15 protein-coding genes are annotated in these 16,800 nt (G+C 38.0%); 9 read left to right on the forward strand and 6 right to left on the reverse strand.

Annotated elements, in window-relative coordinates; translation table 11 throughout:
* Window positions 1-7 precede the first annotated feature (7 nt).
* From pstB to AC1M89_RS04925, 5 genes are all read left to right on the forward strand, one after another.
* Window positions 8-931: a phosphate ABC transporter ATP-binding protein PstB gene (gene pstB, locus AC1M89_RS04905; protein ID WP_035267112.1), complete on the forward strand. Its 924-nt coding sequence runs from the start codon at window positions 8-10 to the stop codon at window positions 929-931.
* A 116-nt stretch (window positions 932-1,047) separates the two neighbouring features.
* The gene (locus AC1M89_RS04910; protein ID WP_481608825.1) at window positions 1,048-2,094 is read left to right on the forward strand and encodes a M20/M25/M40 family metallo-hydrolase; all 1,047 of its coding nucleotides are present in this window, start codon (window positions 1,048-1,050) and stop codon (window positions 2,092-2,094) included.
* A 230-nt stretch (window positions 2,095-2,324) separates the two neighbouring features.
* Entirely contained in the window at window positions 2,325-6,158 is a 3,834-nt protein-coding gene (purL, locus tag AC1M89_RS04915) for a phosphoribosylformylglycinamidine synthase (RefSeq protein WP_481613034.1), read from the forward strand.
* A gap of 104 nt (window positions 6,159-6,262) precedes the next feature.
* Window positions 6,263-7,003: an abortive infection family protein gene (locus AC1M89_RS04920; protein ID WP_481613033.1), complete on the forward strand. Its 741-nt coding sequence runs from the start codon at window positions 6,263-6,265 to the stop codon at window positions 7,001-7,003.
* Window positions 7,004-7,294: 291 nt separating this feature from the next.
* Window positions 7,295-7,402 (forward strand): KGW motif small protein, encoded by a 108-nt coding sequence (locus AC1M89_RS04925; RefSeq protein WP_373687177.1) that lies wholly within the window; start codon window positions 7,295-7,297, stop codon window positions 7,400-7,402.
* A gap of 87 nt (window positions 7,403-7,489) precedes the next feature.
* On the opposite strand, the gene AC1M89_RS04930 is transcribed toward AC1M89_RS04925, so the two are convergent.
* Complete coding sequence (locus AC1M89_RS04930; protein WP_481613032.1) at window positions 7,490-7,966, reverse strand: hypothetical protein; 477 nt, start codon at window positions 7,964-7,966, stop codon at window positions 7,490-7,492.
* A 699-nt stretch (window positions 7,967-8,665) separates the two neighbouring features.
* Here AC1M89_RS04930 and AC1M89_RS04935 point away from each other — a divergent pair.
* On the forward strand, window positions 8,666-8,887 hold the full coding sequence (locus AC1M89_RS04935; protein WP_481613989.1) for a hypothetical protein: 222 nt from the start codon (window positions 8,666-8,668) through the stop codon (window positions 8,885-8,887).
* A 125-nt stretch (window positions 8,888-9,012) separates the two neighbouring features.
* Here AC1M89_RS04935 and AC1M89_RS04940 read toward each other — a convergent pair whose 3' ends face one another.
* Window positions 9,013-10,755, reverse strand: coding sequence for an FAD-dependent monooxygenase (locus AC1M89_RS04940; RefSeq protein ID WP_481613990.1), 1,743 nt, complete (start codon window positions 10,753-10,755; stop codon window positions 9,013-9,015).
* A gap of 159 nt (window positions 10,756-10,914) precedes the next feature.
* On the opposite strand from AC1M89_RS04940, the gene AC1M89_RS04945 reads away from it, so the two are divergent.
* Together AC1M89_RS04945 and AC1M89_RS04950 are read left to right on the forward strand one after the other, a co-directional pair.
* Complete coding sequence (locus AC1M89_RS04945; protein ID WP_481613029.1) at window positions 10,915-11,823, forward strand: LysR family transcriptional regulator; 909 nt, start codon at window positions 10,915-10,917, stop codon at window positions 11,821-11,823.
* A complete protein-coding gene (locus AC1M89_RS04950) occupies window positions 11,816-12,133 on the forward strand; it encodes a YqfO family protein (RefSeq protein WP_092767083.1) in 318 nt (105 codons plus the stop codon). Before AC1M89_RS04945 ends, AC1M89_RS04950 begins: the two co-directional genes overlap by 8 nt.
* Here the strand turns inward: AC1M89_RS04950 and AC1M89_RS04955 are convergent.
* From AC1M89_RS04955 to AC1M89_RS04970, 4 genes are all read right to left on the reverse strand, one after another.
* Window positions 12,082-13,164, reverse strand: coding sequence for a helix-turn-helix domain-containing protein (locus AC1M89_RS04955; protein WP_481613991.1), 1,083 nt, complete (start codon window positions 13,162-13,164; stop codon window positions 12,082-12,084). The two genes, AC1M89_RS04950 and AC1M89_RS04955, sit on opposite strands and share 52 nt — an antisense overlap.
* Window positions 13,165-13,332: 168 nt before the next feature.
* Window positions 13,333-14,349, reverse strand: a complete 1,017-nt coding sequence (locus AC1M89_RS04960) for a DUF6670 family protein (protein WP_481613992.1) — start codon at window positions 14,347-14,349, stop codon at window positions 13,333-13,335.
* 159 nt (window positions 14,350-14,508) lie between these two features.
* Window positions 14,509-15,258 carry a nitroreductase family protein gene (locus AC1M89_RS04965; protein ID WP_481589018.1) on the reverse strand — a complete coding sequence of 250 codons (750 nt, stop codon included), beginning with the start codon at window positions 15,256-15,258 and terminating at the stop codon, window positions 14,509-14,511.
* Window positions 15,259-15,314: 56 nt separating this feature from the next.
* A complete protein-coding gene (locus AC1M89_RS04970) occupies window positions 15,315-16,115 on the reverse strand; it encodes an enoyl-CoA hydratase-related protein (RefSeq protein ID WP_481613026.1) in 801 nt (266 codons plus the stop codon).
* A 103-nt stretch (window positions 16,116-16,218) separates the two neighbouring features.
* On the opposite strand from AC1M89_RS04970, the gene AC1M89_RS04975 reads away from it, so the two are divergent.
* A complete protein-coding gene (locus tag AC1M89_RS04975; protein ID WP_481597373.1) occupies window positions 16,219-16,800 on the forward strand; it encodes a nicotinate-nicotinamide nucleotide adenylyltransferase in 582 nt (193 codons plus the stop codon).

A 16,800-nucleotide genomic window follows, 5' to 3' on the forward strand; every position in this document is an offset into this window, starting at 1 on the left:
GCAAAATATGAATACAGTAACTTCGCAAGTAACTCAAAATTCCTTAAAAAAGGATCAATCAGTGAATTCAGATCAAACACAATTTACATCTCAAGATGCAAATCAAAAAACGTCAACTTCGTTTGTTTCACAATTTGACACGCAAAGCGAAAATAAAAAAGAAGCAAAATCGGATGTTGTAAAACTGAGTACAACTGATGTTCATGTTTATTATGGTGAATCTGAAGCGATTAAAGGCATTGATCTTAATATTTATCAAAATGAAGTGATTGCTTTTATTGGTCCATCTGGATGTGGTAAGTCAACATTCCTACGTACTTTAAATCGTATGAACGACACGATAGATAGTTGTCGGGTAACGGGTAAAGTCATGTTGGATAATCAAGACATTTATGATCCTAATCTCGACGTAGTACTACTTCGTGCGCAAGTGGGTATGGTGTTCCAAAAGCCAAACCCATTCCCAAAATCAATTTTTGAAAACGTTGCATACGGACCTAAACTCCATGGTTTAGCACGTGACAAATACGATTTAGAAGAGATCGTTGAAAATAGTTTACGTAAAGCGGGTTTGTGGGATGAAGTTAAGGATCGTTTGAATCAGCCTGGAACTGGTTTATCAGGCGGTCAACAGCAACGTCTGTGTATTGCTCGAACTATTGCAGTTTCGCCAGAAGTGATTTTAATGGACGAACCTTGTTCAGCACTTGACCCGATTGCGACGGCTAAAGTTGAAGAGTTAATCGCTGAGCTTTCAACACAATATACTATTGCAATTGTTACGCACTCAATGCAACAAGCTGCACGTGTATCAGACCGTACTGCCTATTTCCATTTAGGTGATTTGATTGAAGTGAATTCGACAGAAAAAGTTTTTACGCAACCTGATCATCAATTGACTGAGGCATATATTACGGGTCGATTCGGTTAATTAAAAATTTAGCAACATAAATAGAAAGAGTCTTCGGGCTCTTTTTTTATTACAAAAATCTGTGGATATAATAAGGTTATTCTCTAAAATGGAATTCTTAATAAACTGATATCCACATGACAATGAAAAAAATACTTTGTTTAACAGCATTAATGACCAGTATTTTTATGTTGAGTGCTTGCTCACATACACCAAATCAAAATCAACAAGTAACTACTAAAAGCAATACTTCGAATTCGATCGAACAACGTCTCATGAGTCATCTTAGCGCCTTAGAAAATATTGCAGCAGCTCATGGCGGTAATCGCGCAGTTGGAACGGATGGTGGTAAGGCTACTGCAACTTACATTATTGCAGAGGCAAAAAAAGCTGGTTTACACGCTCAGATGTTGCCATTTGAAAATCGTAATAAGCTCGTAGGTCAAAATATTATTATCGAAATCAAAGGTAAAAATCCTGATTTAGCTACGATAATCGGTGCGCATTATGATTCTGTGACCACAGGGCCTGGGATCAATGATAATGGTACAGGTGTAGCCGTTCTATTAGAGCTATTACAACATTATTCAAAATCTGAAAATCATCCTCAAAATACAATTTACCTTGCATTTTGGGATTCTGAAGAAGATGGTATCGGAGGTTCGCAAGATTTTGTTGCTAAAATGACACCTGAACAGCTGAAGGGAATAAAGGCTTATATCAATGTTGATATGGTCGGTACAAAAAATCCGAATATTTTGGTTGCTGATGTAGATAAATCTTCATTAAAAGATTTAGAAGCCCAGTTTAAGTCTGCTGGATTATCTGAATCTGACTATAAACCAATGATTGATGGTTTAAAGTCTTTACCTAGTCATCAAGGGGATACTGCGCTTGAAGAACATTTAAAATCATTCTTTAAAGCAAAGAACTTAACCATCAAAGAAGACATTACCACTTTAACAGCAAGTGACACAGCACCATTTCTAGGAAAAGTGCCGGTCACATCGATCATTTTATTTAATGAACAAGAACGTCCAGGTGCAAACGAGGGCGAAATAATTTTAGATTTTGCACCATGTTATCACCAAGCTTGTGATAGCAAGGATTTAGTTGATCCAAAATCTATGATTATGGCTCTAGAGGCGATTCAACATCTGTTAAAAGTCACCAACACTCAATAGTTGAGATGACTAAAGAATTATTTAGGTGTATCTCATTTGAATTGCATCATAGGGTGCAATTCAATTTTTTTTACTGAATAAAAAAGATTTATTCGTAAACTCGATCGAAAATATGTCTTAAAGCAGTTTTGCTATCTAGCTGAATTTTGCAATACACAGTAGAATATGCGCTCTCTTCAAGTCACATTGTGGCATGGTTCAAAAGACCATCCCGTGGAGCCAAAATCAGCATGTTTATCGTGGCCGGTGCACCAGCACACTCTTCTTTTAAGCAAACGCAACTATTAACTCGTTTACAGTCAATTAGTTCGGTTCAATCAATAGAAAGTCAATGGGTTTATTTATTCGACCAAGCGCTCAACGAGCAACAACAGCAATCCGCTTTACAGCTTCTAAATGATGGTGCGTCATTTGAATTACGCCAAGCAGCCACAGATGAGATTCAAATCTTAGTCACTCCACGCGTAGGCACAATTTCGCCGTGGTCTTCAAAAGCGACCGATATTTTCGCGAACTGCAACACACCGGTTCATCGTCTTGAACGCGGTGTTTTGTTTACTTTGAAGGGTGTAAAAGACGTTTCAAATGAAATTAAGCAAATTCTGCATGACCGAATGACAGAAAGTGTTTTCAATCAAATTGACGATGCTGCTGCTTTATTCACTGAAACTGAGCCAAAACCGCTGAACTCGATTGATATTCTAGGTCAAGGTAAAGAAGCGCTCGTTAAAGCAAACTCTGAATTTGGTTTTGCTTTATCGGATGAAGAAATTGATTACTTAACTGATGCATTTATCAAGTTAGGTCGCAATCCGCATGACATTGAACTCATGATGTTTGCACAAGCGAACTCTGAGCATTGTCGTCATAAAATCTTTGGTTCAGAATGGACAATTGATGGTGAAGTCCAACCATTGTCATTGTTCCAAATGATTAAAAATACCTATAAAGAATCACCTACAGATGTATTGTCAGCATATAAAGACAATGCTTCAGTGATTGTTGGTTTTGATACGCAACGTTTTTATCCGAAAAAAGATGAAAACGGTCATTATGTTTATAAATATAAGAGCCAAGCTGCCCACATCTTAATGAAAGTGGAAACCCACAATCATCCTACAGCGATTGCACCATTTGCAGGTGCGGCAACAGGTTCGGGCGGTGAAATCCGTGATGAAGGTGCAACAGGTCGTGGTGGTAAGCCAAAAGCAGGCTTAACAGGTTTCACTACATCTAACTTGAATATTCCAGGCTTCGAACAGCCATGGGAAGAAAACTACGGTAAACCATCTCGTATGGCATCTCCACTTCAAATTATGATTGAAGGTCCATTGGGTGGTGCTGCATTTAACAACGAATTTGGTCGTCCTGCGTTAAATGGTTACTTCCGTACATTTGAGCAAAATGTAAATGGAGATGTAAAAGGTTTCCATAAGCCAATTATGATTGCTGGTGGTTACGGTAACATCCGTCCTGACCATGTTGAAAAAGATGCGATCCAACCGGGCGATTTATTGATCGTGCTTGGTGGTCCTGCAATGCTCATCGGTCTTGGTGGTGGCGCTGCTTCTTCTGTAGATAGCGGTACAATGGGCGAAAGCTTAGACTTTGCTTCTGTACAACGTGAAAACCCAGAAATGGAACGCCGTTGCCAAGAAGTCATTGATACTTGCTGGCGTATGGAAGACCACAACCCAATCGTGTCTGTACATGACGTAGGTGCTGGTGGTATTTCAAATGCGATGCCTGAACTGGTAAATGACCACGAATTAGGTGCAAAACTTGATCTTCGTAAAGTACCATCATTGGAGCCAGGTATGGCGCCAATGGAAATTTGGTCAAATGAAGCACAAGAGCGTTATGTATTGGCGATCCGTCCATCTTCATTAGAATTATTTGAATCAATCTGTGCGCGTGAACGTTGTCCGTTTGCCGTATTAGGTGAAGCGACTGAAGCGCGTCATTTAACGGTTGAAGATCCATTGTTTGGTAACAACCCAGTTGATGTACCAATGCAAGTGATCTTAGGTGGTACGCCACGTATGAGCCGTGCGTATGACTGTATCGAACGTCACGGTGATGACTTTGATGCGGCTAAAGTGACTGATCTTAAAGATGCGATTTACCGTGTGATTAAGAACCCAACAGTTGCGTCTAAATCATTCTTAATTACCATTGGTGACCGTTCAATTACAGGTATGGTTGCACGTGACCAAATGGTTGGTCCATGGCAAGTGCCTGTAGCGGATGCTGCGGTAACAACAACAAGTTTAGTGGGCTACACAGGTGAAGCAATGGCAATGGGTGAACGTCCACCTGTAGCATTGTTAAATCCTGCGGCATCTGCGCGTTTAGCAGTGGCTGAGTCAATCACGAACATCATGTCTGCAAAAATCGAGAAAATCAGCGACATTAAATTGTCTGCGAACTGGATGGCTGCAGCAGGTCAAGTAGGCGAAGATCAAGCATTATTCGAAGGTGTAAAAGCCATCGGTATGGAAATGTGTCCTGCGCTTGGTATCGCAATTCCTGTAGGTAAAGATTCTTTATCGATGCGTACCACTTGGAATGAAGATGGTGAAGACAAGTCTGTAACTTCTCCAATGTCAGGTGTGATCACTGCATTTGCACCAGTGACTGATGTGCGTAAGACATTAACACCAGAATTGAAAAACTTAGATTCAGTACTTGTGCGTATTGATTTGTCTAAAGGTCAATTCCGTCTTGGCGGTTCGATCTTGGCTCAAGTGTACAAAGCAATTGGTTCTGTGACACCAGATGTAGATAGCTTCGATGACTTCAAAGCATTCTTTGCATTGGTACAAGATTGGAACAACCGTGGCTTAATTAAGGCGTATCATGACATCGGTGATGGTGGTTTAATCGCAACTGTTGCAGAGATGATGTTCGCTTCACGCTTAGGTGTGGCTTTAGAAGATCAGTCTGTAGCAAGCTTATTTGCTGAAGAAATTGGTGCGGTATTACAAATTGCTAAAGCTGATTGGGATGCACTACAAGCTGAAGTCGCAGCATCAAGCTTAAAAGATGCGATCAGTGTCGTTGGTACAGTGAATACTACTGATACGCTAACGATCAATGGTTTAACGCTAGATCGTGTTGAACTGCAACAAGCGTGGACTGAAGTGTCACATCAGATTCAACGTTTACGTGACAACGTGGAAACTGCAGATCAAGAATATAGTCTAATTGCGAATAAAGATCATAAAGGTCTTATTGCAAAAGCGACATTCGATTTGAATGAAGAAATTGAAGCACCGTATATCAATACACGTCGTCCGAATATGGCAATCTTGCGTGAGCAGGGTGTAAATGGTCATGTGGAGATGGCAGCTGCATTCGACAAAGTTGGTTTCAATACGATTGATGTCCATATGAGTGACCTACTCGCTGGTCGTGTAAGCCTTGATGAATTTGAAGGTTTAGTGGCATGTGGTGGTTTCTCTTACGGTGACGTTTTAGGCGCTGGTGGTGGTTGGGCGAAGTCAGTATTGTTCAATCCTAAACTTCGTGATCAATTTGAGAAATTCTTTAACCGTCAAGAAACATTCTCACTCGGTATCTGTAACGGTTGCCAAATGTTGTCTCAATTGGCTCCACTCATTCCAGGTGCTGAAAACTGGCCACGTTTCCATCGTAACGTATCAGAAATGTTTGAAGCGCGAGCTGTAAACGTTCGTGTTGAAAAATCTAAATCTGTACTGTTAGAAGGTATGGAAGGTTCGATTTTACCAATTGCTGTGGCGCATGGTGAAGGTCGCGTTGTTGCAGCGGACAGCTCTATTGCTGCATTGAATGCGGGTAATCAAGTGACTTTACGTTATGTCGATAGCCAAGGTAATCCAACTCAACATTACCCATTGAACCCGAACGGCTCACCTGAAGCAATTACAGGTGTGACTTCAACTGATGGTCGTGCAACGATTATGATGCCTCATCCAGAGCGTAACTTCCGTGCGATTCAGCACTCTTGGAAACCTGAAGATTGGGATCAAGATGGTGCATGGTTACGTATGTTCCGTAATGCTCGTAAGTTTATTGGTTGATTAAATCAATAGATTGAAAAAGCCACCATAAGGTGGCTTTTTCATAAGTAAATTATTGTTTTGAAGATGTAGAATTGAGTTGAAAACAAATAAAGAGTTCTCAAATGTCTGGTTTAATTGAAAAAGTATTACACTTGCGTGAATTGCTAATAGCTAGGGCTACAGATAGTTATGAAAAAGGTGCCTCAGAGGCATTTAAAGAGCTTAGAAAAGAATTGCTGATAAAAAAAAACCTTTATGGATATATTCCATTTATTGTTAAAGATACAAATACCTTAGATGAGTTTGAAGCGAGAATTAAATGGGATTTTAAATCTTATGTGGAACGTGAGAATTATATTTATTCAGAATTTAAAGAGTTATTGAGTGTTTTAGAAAGACGAAATACTTCTCCCTTAGATCAAGTAGTGGAGTTGAGAATTAACGAATTAAGTTCTGATTATATTCATCAAATATGGCAGAAAGCATTAGAGCGGAGAGTAACTGATCCTGATGGTGCTATTACATTAGCAAGGACACTTTTAGAGTCGACTTGTAAATATATTCTTGATGAACATCAAGTTGACTATGGAAATGCACCTGATATTAATCAACTGTATAGATTAGTCAGTAAAGAATTAAATTTAGCGCCTTCTCAACACACAGAACAAACTTTTAAACAGATTCTTGGAGGATGTAGTTCAGTGATTGAAGGCTTAGGATCATTGAGAAACAAAGTAGGGGATGCACATGGTCAGGGCAAAAAGAATTTTAAGCCTGCATCGCGTCATGCTGAATTGGCAGTCAATTTAGCTGGATCAATGTCGGTTTTTTTATTTTCAACGTGGAGCTTAAAAGAAAAATAATGAATAAACTTATTAATAAAAAGCATTGTTAAATAGTATCTTAAATTTACCTTATGGAAAAATAAATGTAGATTCGCTAACATGAGCTTATTCGGCCACCATTTTGGTGGTTTTTTCTTTTATAGATTTGGTTTCAAAATCTTTCTCCCACTGGACTTGGTTTGGTTTTTGCTTTTATATAGAGGTTAGGACAAGTGTATTTATTGGACATATAGCTAACCATAATAAGTAAGAATTTAATGCGGTTCGTTTTTAACTCAGGTATGAGGTGACGATATGACCAGAACAATGATGATACTGAACAAACACGAGTTGAGGCAAAAAGGCTGGAAGCTATTTGCTTTTGTGGCCAGTCTTCAAATCCTATTTTTAATTGCAGGTTATTTCTTAACTGCGTAAAAAAAGCCACCTTAAGGTGGCTTTCTTTAAATTCGAATTTAAAGCTCAGTTAATGAATCTTTAAGTTGATGCTGATCGAATAAATGATTACAAGCTACGACATTGTCCTTCTTTGTCCCCCTTAACGCGGTTTTGTCCGCCTTTTGGAGTTTGGCTATTTGACTCACATTTTAAATTACCATCGACCTGATTTGCAGTAACCTGAATGCTTGAACGATTTTCTTTAAGTTCAATATTGCCATCTACACGGTTATTGTGCAGTTGGATCGTTTTACCTTTTTCAAGTTGAATATTGCCGTCAATGCTATTGTTTTTAGCCGTCACTTGACCAAAATTTCCTTTAGATTCGAGGTTACCGTCAATCGTGCTATTTAAAATAGTTGCTTGCGCATTTGAATAGAGCATTACATTGCCTTTGACCGTAACTTGATCAAGCGTACATGGTTGTTTCACTTTTATATTGTCATCAATGGTTTTATTCTTAATTACACCGTTACAATTAAAGTCAGCGAGCGCTGGAACAGACAAACCTAAAAGTAGGGATGATAAAATTAACTTATTCATTTTAAACTCCTTTCATTATAATATGTTCATAATTGAACCATGTCATGATATGAAAGAAATGTGACAATCCTTTGAATACTCAGCTAATTTTTTTGCTTTAATGATAATTTGTATAAATAAAACTTAATAATGACTATTTTGTTTAATAACGGAATATATCCAAACAGTCACTCACAAGTAGTGAGGCAGATTTTTATCAAAAGCCCTCTATAAGTTAATTCTACTATTTCAATAAACAATTAAATAAAGCATTTTGTAGAGTAAAATTTTTTTTAAATTGTAGAATTTATATGAATAATATATTTGGAGCTAAAAAATACCTAATTAAACTGAGTAACTATTATTTAACTTTAAAACTCAATCGAGTCATCAGATTGTTCGTGGTTTTAATGTTTTATAAATTTTAGATTTTAGAATAGTCACTATGAAAAAAATATTGATCTTAACAGGCTTGGCACTTATGTGCAGTCATGCTTATCCAACAAATATTACAGTTGATAAACTGATGAATTTAAATTCTTTAAACTGTCAAGCGTCAGCGCAAATCTTTCAAATTTCAAATGATTTTAATGAACAAAAAAGCGTGGAATTTAGGTAAATCAGACAAACCACGAATTAAAATTAGCCCATAATATTTATAAGGGTGTTTATGCTTATAAAAATTATAAAACCAAACATATGGTTCGAGATGATTTTGCTGTGAACTTTAAAAAGTATGGTGTGCGAGTCATCAAAATTGCATTTCAAGCAATTAAAACTTCAGAGAGTGAATCAGGCGCTTATTATTTTATTTTTGAAGGTTACCCATCGACCGTACTGTATCAACTTAAAAAATACTTTGGTGAAAAGTGGGAGAGTGAGCCGAGTTTTGATGAAACATCTCAAGGGAATACCAAGCTAAGCTGCGTTTATATCGGATAAAAAGATTCAAATAAACGTATCCAACAAATTTTGACTACCATCATAAAGTCCTTTCTTCACTGATGCTGATATTCGTATGAAATTTCATCCAAGTTAGCAAGCCACCGTTTGGTGGCTTTTATTAGTTAAATGATCAATTGAATCTGTTTCAGTACTGCTCTCAGAGTATTTTCAAAATCAAAAGATTCATTGGTACTGTCTTGATAACGCCAAGCAACATAGCCATCTGGACGTACTAAAACAGCACCAGACTCATGAATTTCAGACTTCGCATTCCATGTACCATAGACATCACGATAATCTCTTGAACCGATTTGAATAACATCTAAATACTCAAGATTAAGCTGTTCAGCAGCTTGTTTCCAGCCTTTGCCTGAGAGGCCTGTGAGTAAGGTAAAATGACCTTTGCCCGTAATATCTAAAGTTGAAACTTTTTGACCTTTAGCATTGATGAGCCAAGTATGCGGTACTTTTGCTCCTGGGCGTGTAGTGGCTTGAAGGTAAAGTTGTTCATCTTGTTTAAAGACTTCAGGTTCTGATTCAGAGATGACAGCGTTTGAGTTATAACGCTGATTCAGTTCAACACCTTGAGCATTAAATTCAAAATTTTTGATTGCTAATGCGTTGTAGAGTTTTGTACGTATTTCAGCGCCTTGCTCATTTTCTGCAAAAATACGTTCCAGCATTTGCTTTTGGGTCGTTACACCTTGATCAAAACCAAAAACTTCTTTGAGGTGTTTATAATCAAATCGTGATTGGTTGGCTCGCGCAACAATTTGCTTACCTACAGGCGCACGTTCAACGGTATAAGAATCGAGAAGCGTAGGTTGAGACCAACCTTTAACTGCATATGCAAGTTTCCAACCGATATTAAAGGCATCTTGCATGCAGGTGTTTGAGCCTAAACCACTTGATGGTGGGTGACGATGCACTGCATCACCACCACAGAATACACGACCTTTCGAATATTCAGTTGCCCATCTTTGGTTCACGTACCAATAAGACAATTTTTGAATTTCAACATCTTCAACATGCTCACCAACGAAGGCATCTAAACGTGCGCGAACTTGCTCTGCAGTTACTTGAGGCTCGCCTTTAGAAATATCGAAGCCCCAACCCATAATCCACTCATTCCATGGGGTGATGGCACGCAATAGTCCCATACCTAAATCACCAAAACTTGCTTCAGGATTGACAATCCATTGCAAAATCGCAGGGCGATGCTGTACGTATTTAGATAAGTCCGCCTTAAAGGTCACATACACTGTACCTGCCCGTGCCATCACGCCTTCAAGTGGTAATCCCAATTGTTCAATAACTTTTGAACGTGCACCGTCCATTCCCACCAAGTATTTTGCACGTAAACTAAATTCGGTATTGGTAATATGATTGAGGAATGTTGCAGTCACGCCGTGTTCATCTTGTACGTGAGATAAATATTCAGTATTGAAGTTAAAAATAGCGCCTCGCTCAGCCGCATTTTTAACGAGTAGCGCTTCCATTTTAGGTTGGATAAGATCTACTAAAGGGCATGGACTTCCTTTGATATAATCGCCATGACGTTCATCGCCTGTACCCCAAGCACTGATACGAGCAATTTCTTCACCGACTAAACTGGTTGTGATCAGGCTTTCACCCATGTGTTCCCAGGGCGTTGCGATTTGCTTCACCTGTTCTTCGATACCTAAATCACGGAGGACTTCCATGGCACGTTGATTAGTAATATGTGCACGAGGACTGTTGGCTAACCAATTAAACTGGGTAAACAATTGAACTTTGATGCCATAATTGGCAAGTGCAAGCCCCAGAGTTGAACCAGCAGGACCAGTACCAATGACAAGAACATCAGTGTCAAAATGTTGAGACATGCTTTTTCCTAAATGAATTGAATACATGGGGAGAGTTTTTGAATTGAGTCAGTCTAGAAAAAAAGTGCAGTGATCTATAGTCGTATTCATATAAACTATCGATCTATATAAAATTCAAAGTAATGAACGTGCACTTATGCACGATGGGCTGATTGAGATATGGAATTACGACATTTACGGTATTTTATGACTGTTGCTCAAGAGCAAAGCTTTACTAAAGCTGCCGAAAAGCTCTATACCGCACAACCATCACTCAGTCAGCAAATTAAAGATCTTGAACAGGAAGTCGGTGTTACTTTATTTGATCGGACCACTCGTAAAGTTAAACTGACTGATGAGGGGGAAGCATTTTTAAAATACGCAGCTTTGACGCTGGACAATGCCAAGCAAGCTGTAGCTGCAGCTAGACAGGTCGCTCAGCAAAAGAATAATCAGATTCACATTGGATTTTTGAATGTGGCTGAACTGAAACTGATGCCTAGCATTCTGGCGCAGTTAAGAAAGAATATTCCTAATCTTAAAATTCATTTACACAGTTTGACTTGTACTGAGCAAATACAAAAACTTAGAAATGCTGAACTTGATATATGTTTTACTCGATACAAAATGGATCATTCAGATTATGAAGATATCCATATTTTGACAGAACAAATTTATTTGGTGGCTGCAGACAATCTTCATCCTTCAGAACGGACATTGAAACTACAAGAATTAAAAAATTCATCAGTCATTATGTGTGAACAAAATGCTTCACCAATATTCTATGACAAATTAAATGTTCTAGTTCCCTTCGAAAAGATGGATGATCAAATGCTGTGGGTGACTAATGTATTACAGCATATCAATCTGATTAATTTGGGAATGGGATTTAGTTTTGCTCCCGAATACCTCCTGAAGTTTTTAAATCATAATATCAAAATTGTGAAAACAGATGAGCAATTACCACAGCTTGGTCTATATGCGAATTATCATCGTCATTCAAACAATATTGCATTGAAAATGATTACGGAAGCCCTTATGCAAATGACAACAGAGCGGAATAGAGTGGAAGAGGTTATTCATGCTTAAACTGATCTATTTTGTACCAGAATCACATCTAGAGTTGACGAAACAGGCAGTATTTGAAGCAGGTGCAGGCGGGATCGGTGATTATGAGCAATGCGCTTGGCAGGTCAAGGGCTTAGGTCAATTTAAACCTGTCAATGGGGCTCAACCATTTATAGGTCAAGTCGGAGAGCTTGAACAAGTTGAAGAGTGGCGTGTAGAAACTATTGTGCCTGAAGATAAAGCCATAGAAGTGGCACGTGCATTAAAAGCCAGTCATCCTTATGAAGAACCAGCTTTTGAATTCTTACACATTATTTCTATTGACCCATGATAGGTTGAATTTTGTATGCGCTGACGATACGAGGATGGAGATTCTCCTGTCCAATATTTGAAGGCTCGAGAAAAGGCTGATGGCTCTGAAAACCCTGTTAAATAGACAATTTCATCATGTTTGAGTGCGGTTTTCGCTAGTAACTGACGAGCAAGTTTTTGTCTGAATGACGTTAGAACATTCTCGTAATTCGTTCCAATATCTTTGAGTGAAATTTGGATTTTACGCGGGGAGAGTTTAAGAATTCTTGCGATATCTTCTAGAGCGAATTGTCTTAATTTTAGTTGTTCGCCTAAAGCCTCTTCAATTTGAATGACTAGTTCATGTTTATCTACAAGTTCAATGTGCTTCTCAATGATAGCTTGATGTAACAGAAATAAATCAGGCTGAGCAGACGGAGAGGCATATTCTAGAATTTCTGCTTTGAATTTTATACAACCATAAGGCTGATTAAAATAAACTGGGCAATGCCATAGCTCATGATATAAGTCCTGAAATTCTGTATTGTCGTAGCTGAGCCAAATTTCTTGTGCTTGAAATTTTCCCTGACTGATATAATCAAAAAAAGATAAAACAATGGTAATCGTACATTCTAAATAATGACGGACAGGGTGATGAAAACCTTTTAGGGTAACGGTGTCATCTTCTATGTGAAGTTCAATGTCCAATCCTGTAGTGAAATATTGATAGTATTTCATTGCTATTTTTAATGCATCGCCAAAATTTGCACTACTTAAAAAAATGTATTCAAAAAGTTGACCACGAAAAGTGGGGAGATGGTGACCGACAGTTAAACCAATATTGGAATTTTGTGTAATAACTTCTGTGAGTTCCCAGAATTTTTTTTGAACACGATTGTCATATCTTAAATCGCGTTGAGGATAGTCGATTGGATGTTGTAACGCATTTAATTGCGAAAATATTAAATCCACATCAACGCCCATATTTTGCATTGTCTCGTATACCATGCTTGGAAAAATACCAGCATCGGTTCTGATTTTACTTTTTCTTGCGCTCATACCGATATTCAAGACTCAAGTCATGCATTGGAAAAACTAAGGATGCTCTATCCTCAGTTTAAAATGCTGAAATTATAATGTTGAAATGAGTTTAGAAATAATTTGAATGAATGAACATGTCTTTAAATGTCAAAGCCCCATCTCATGAGGCTTAATTATTGAAAGTTTATTTTGAAGCGCTTAATTGCTTATAGGATCAATATACTCAATATAACCTCGACCCTGAATATGCTGACCTTTGAATTGACCTGAATATTGGTAACTACCTGCATAACCGCCAGCCATACCATATTTAAAGTCGCCATTAGCCTTGCCATAAATAGAAATCAGAAGATTGCCTTGATCATCATTGACTTTCCATTCAAAGACTCGAGGTAAACGCATTTTAATGCCATTTGGTGTAGTTACAGGTTCAGGCTCATATTCATGCACCACAGATTCAAGCCCTCGTTCGTATATTCCTCCATGATGATCTACAGAACGAACGTAAACACGACTTTGCAAAACTAAGCCCATTGGACCATGAGTGTCCACAAATAAGACTTGAGTGTGGTTATTAATATTTAAGATTTGATAAGTAAAAAATCGAATGGGAATGTTGATATTGACACCACGTGCATATTCGAAGGTGCATAGACCTTGAACTTGAGTTTTCTGTCCATCGATTTCTAAATATCCTTGGTACTCACAAAGCAGTGACCAATGTTCATACATGCTTCCGGCGAGTTTAACGAAATGTGCGATTTTATCAGTCGCTTTTAATTTAAGTTCATAATTGAAAGCATGACCTTGGCGAGTTGCTTTAATGTCTGGGTAGTTAACCTCTATAACTAAGTCATTACCGAATTTGAGATATTGACCATTAGTCGCCAGTAAACATTCATGCTGTATACTATATCCAGAAAATAAATTAGGCTGCGTTGCAGCAGTACCAATTAATAGATTTGCGGTATCTAAATCTGAAGTTTTTATTAAATGAGAATTTCTGAATATTTTAACGAGAGGTTGTCCTGCAACCACAATCATATTTAAGAAGTTGAATGGGGCCGGTAGATTGGGAATCATGATCCCGTAGTGTACACAGGTATATTTTCCGAGAGGTGTGTGGATCGCAGTGTTTGGATCAAAAGCTTGACCATTTACTAGAGCTGAATGATCTATATGTTTAACAATGCTTGAGGGAAGTTTAATTTTCATCTTATTCTCAATTAATATTTTGGCTTAAAATCATTTTTGGAAAAATACAATCAAAAATATAAATCGAGATAAAAGAAAAAAATTGACACTACAAACAGTAAGCAATTGTTTGAAGTGTCAACACGAAAAATAAGTCATCAAAAATGTGTGATATTACATTTAAACTTTTTGAATAAATAAGTCTCGATCGAAACGATATTGTGGGAAGAACACACCATCTTCAGCACGCTCTCCCGCACCAATGACCATAATTGGAAACTCTTTAGCATTGAGCCCCAATGTTTTACATACTAAAGGTTCGTCAAAACCTTCCATCATACAACTGTCGAATCCATAAGCTCTGAGCGCGAGTACAAGATTTTCGCAGGCTAAAGCTGTTGTCTTCGCTGCCCAAAGTTTGGCATCCGCAGGTGTAAAAGCGGTAACAGGCATTTGTTTGTCAAAAGTACGTGCTACTTTGAAAGTTACTTTCTTAAAGTTACCAATTGCATTTAAGTAACCCGTTTTATAATTCAGTGGAATATAGGTGTAATATTTTTTGACGAGTGGAGGAATCTCAGGAAATGGAAATTCTTGAATATTCAGCTTTGCCATTTCATTAATTCGATCTGTACGTGCGACACAGACAATCAATTCAGCCGCTGTGCGCGCAGCCCATTGATTTAGACACGCTTTTACAATCTTTTGTTTCTTTTCAGGATTTTGGACAACATAAAAAGTCCAAGGTTGTAAGTTAGATGAATTAGGGGCCAAGAGTGCTAAATCTAAACATTGATCGAGGATATCAGACGGTATAGGTTTTTCTGTAAACTTCCGAACAGATCGACGACTGGTCACGACCTTTTTGAAATTTTCAACATCAATGCCTTGTGGTGCAGGTTCGTAGTAGCGTTTTTTTTCAGTCGTCATGATCCATTCCTTAGATAGAGAGTATTCACCGAGCCGTGAGACTCGGATCTTTTAGCTTAATTAAATTGTGTGAAATCAGGTTTACGTTTTTGCATAAAAGCTTGTACAGCTTCCATCATTTCTGGAGAACCGACGCGCCCCATAAAGATTACTGCTTCATGATCAATCCAGGACACGATCTCATCAACATCATGTTTCATTAAGGCTTTAGATTGCACTAGAGAAGCAAGTGGTAGTGAAGCCAGTTGAGTGGCTTTTTGAGCGGCAATTGCATAAACGTCAGATTCAATACTGTTGATCAAGTTTGCAGCCAATGCTTTTTCACTGTCGAATTTATCAGCAGTTAATAAAAGTTCTGCTGCTTTCACATGACCTGCTTGACGTGCTAGTAATTTACTAGATGCGCCTTCAGGTGAAAGACCTAAGCTTACAAATGGAATTTGGAACAAAGCAGTGTTATCTGCATAAACTAAGTCACAATGCAATAAGATCGTTACGCCAATACCAATTGCGACACCACGTACCGCAGCAATCAGTGGTTTAGAAAATTTAGCAGCAGATTTTAAAAGCACAAAAGGAGGACCATCTTCTGGACGAATTTGATCTTTCATCGCCGCAGATTTCATGAAGTCTTGCATATCATTACCAGCACTGAAGTCTGCATCTTCGCCACGTAAAATGACCACACGAACGGATTGCTCTTTGTCTGCTTCATCAAAGGCTTTGGCGATCCATAGGTATAATTCGCCGTATAATGCATTTTTGGCTTTAGGACGATTAATCGCCAAGGTCAGCACACCATCTTCTAATTTTGCATTTAAATGCTCATGAGGTTGTTGAATACAACTTAATGACATCGTACTATCCTTGCTTTCAATTAATATAGATTTTATGAAATCTATTATGTCGTATTCTGGCGAAGAGTGACATAACTGATCAGTTCATAAACGTGACTTGGCGATGAATTATAAATTTGATTATTTGGTTTATATCGGACGTTTTCAGCCTTTTCATTTGGCACATATGGAAACCATTAAAATTGCGCTAACGCATAGCCAGAATGTTATTTTAGCGCTTGGTTCTGCTCAATTAGAGCGGAATATAAAAAATCCATTTTTAGCTATTGAACGTGAACAGATGATTTTGTCTAACTTTTCTCCTGATCAACAGGCAAGAATCAAATTTGTACACGTCATTGATGTTTATAATGATAAAAAATGGCAAAAATTGGTCAAATCTTTAGTGGCGAGTGTAGTACAGCCAAATGATCAAGTTGGCTTAATCGGTCACTTTAAAGATGACTCATCCTATTATCTAAAATTTTTCCCAGAATGGGAGATGTTGGAACTTGATAGTTTAAAAGGTGCAATTTCTGCAACACCACTTCGCGAAGCATACTATCGGGGGGAAATTATGGAAAAAGAACTTCCCCACGGAACCATTCAATTTTTACAAGCGTTTCAAAATTCAGAAATTTACCAACAACTTAAAACTAAATACCAACGTCAAGACAGTACAAGTTTGAGTGCATCAATTGAATGA

It is taken from the genome of Acinetobacter sp. ANC_7635, from assembly GCF_056779945.1.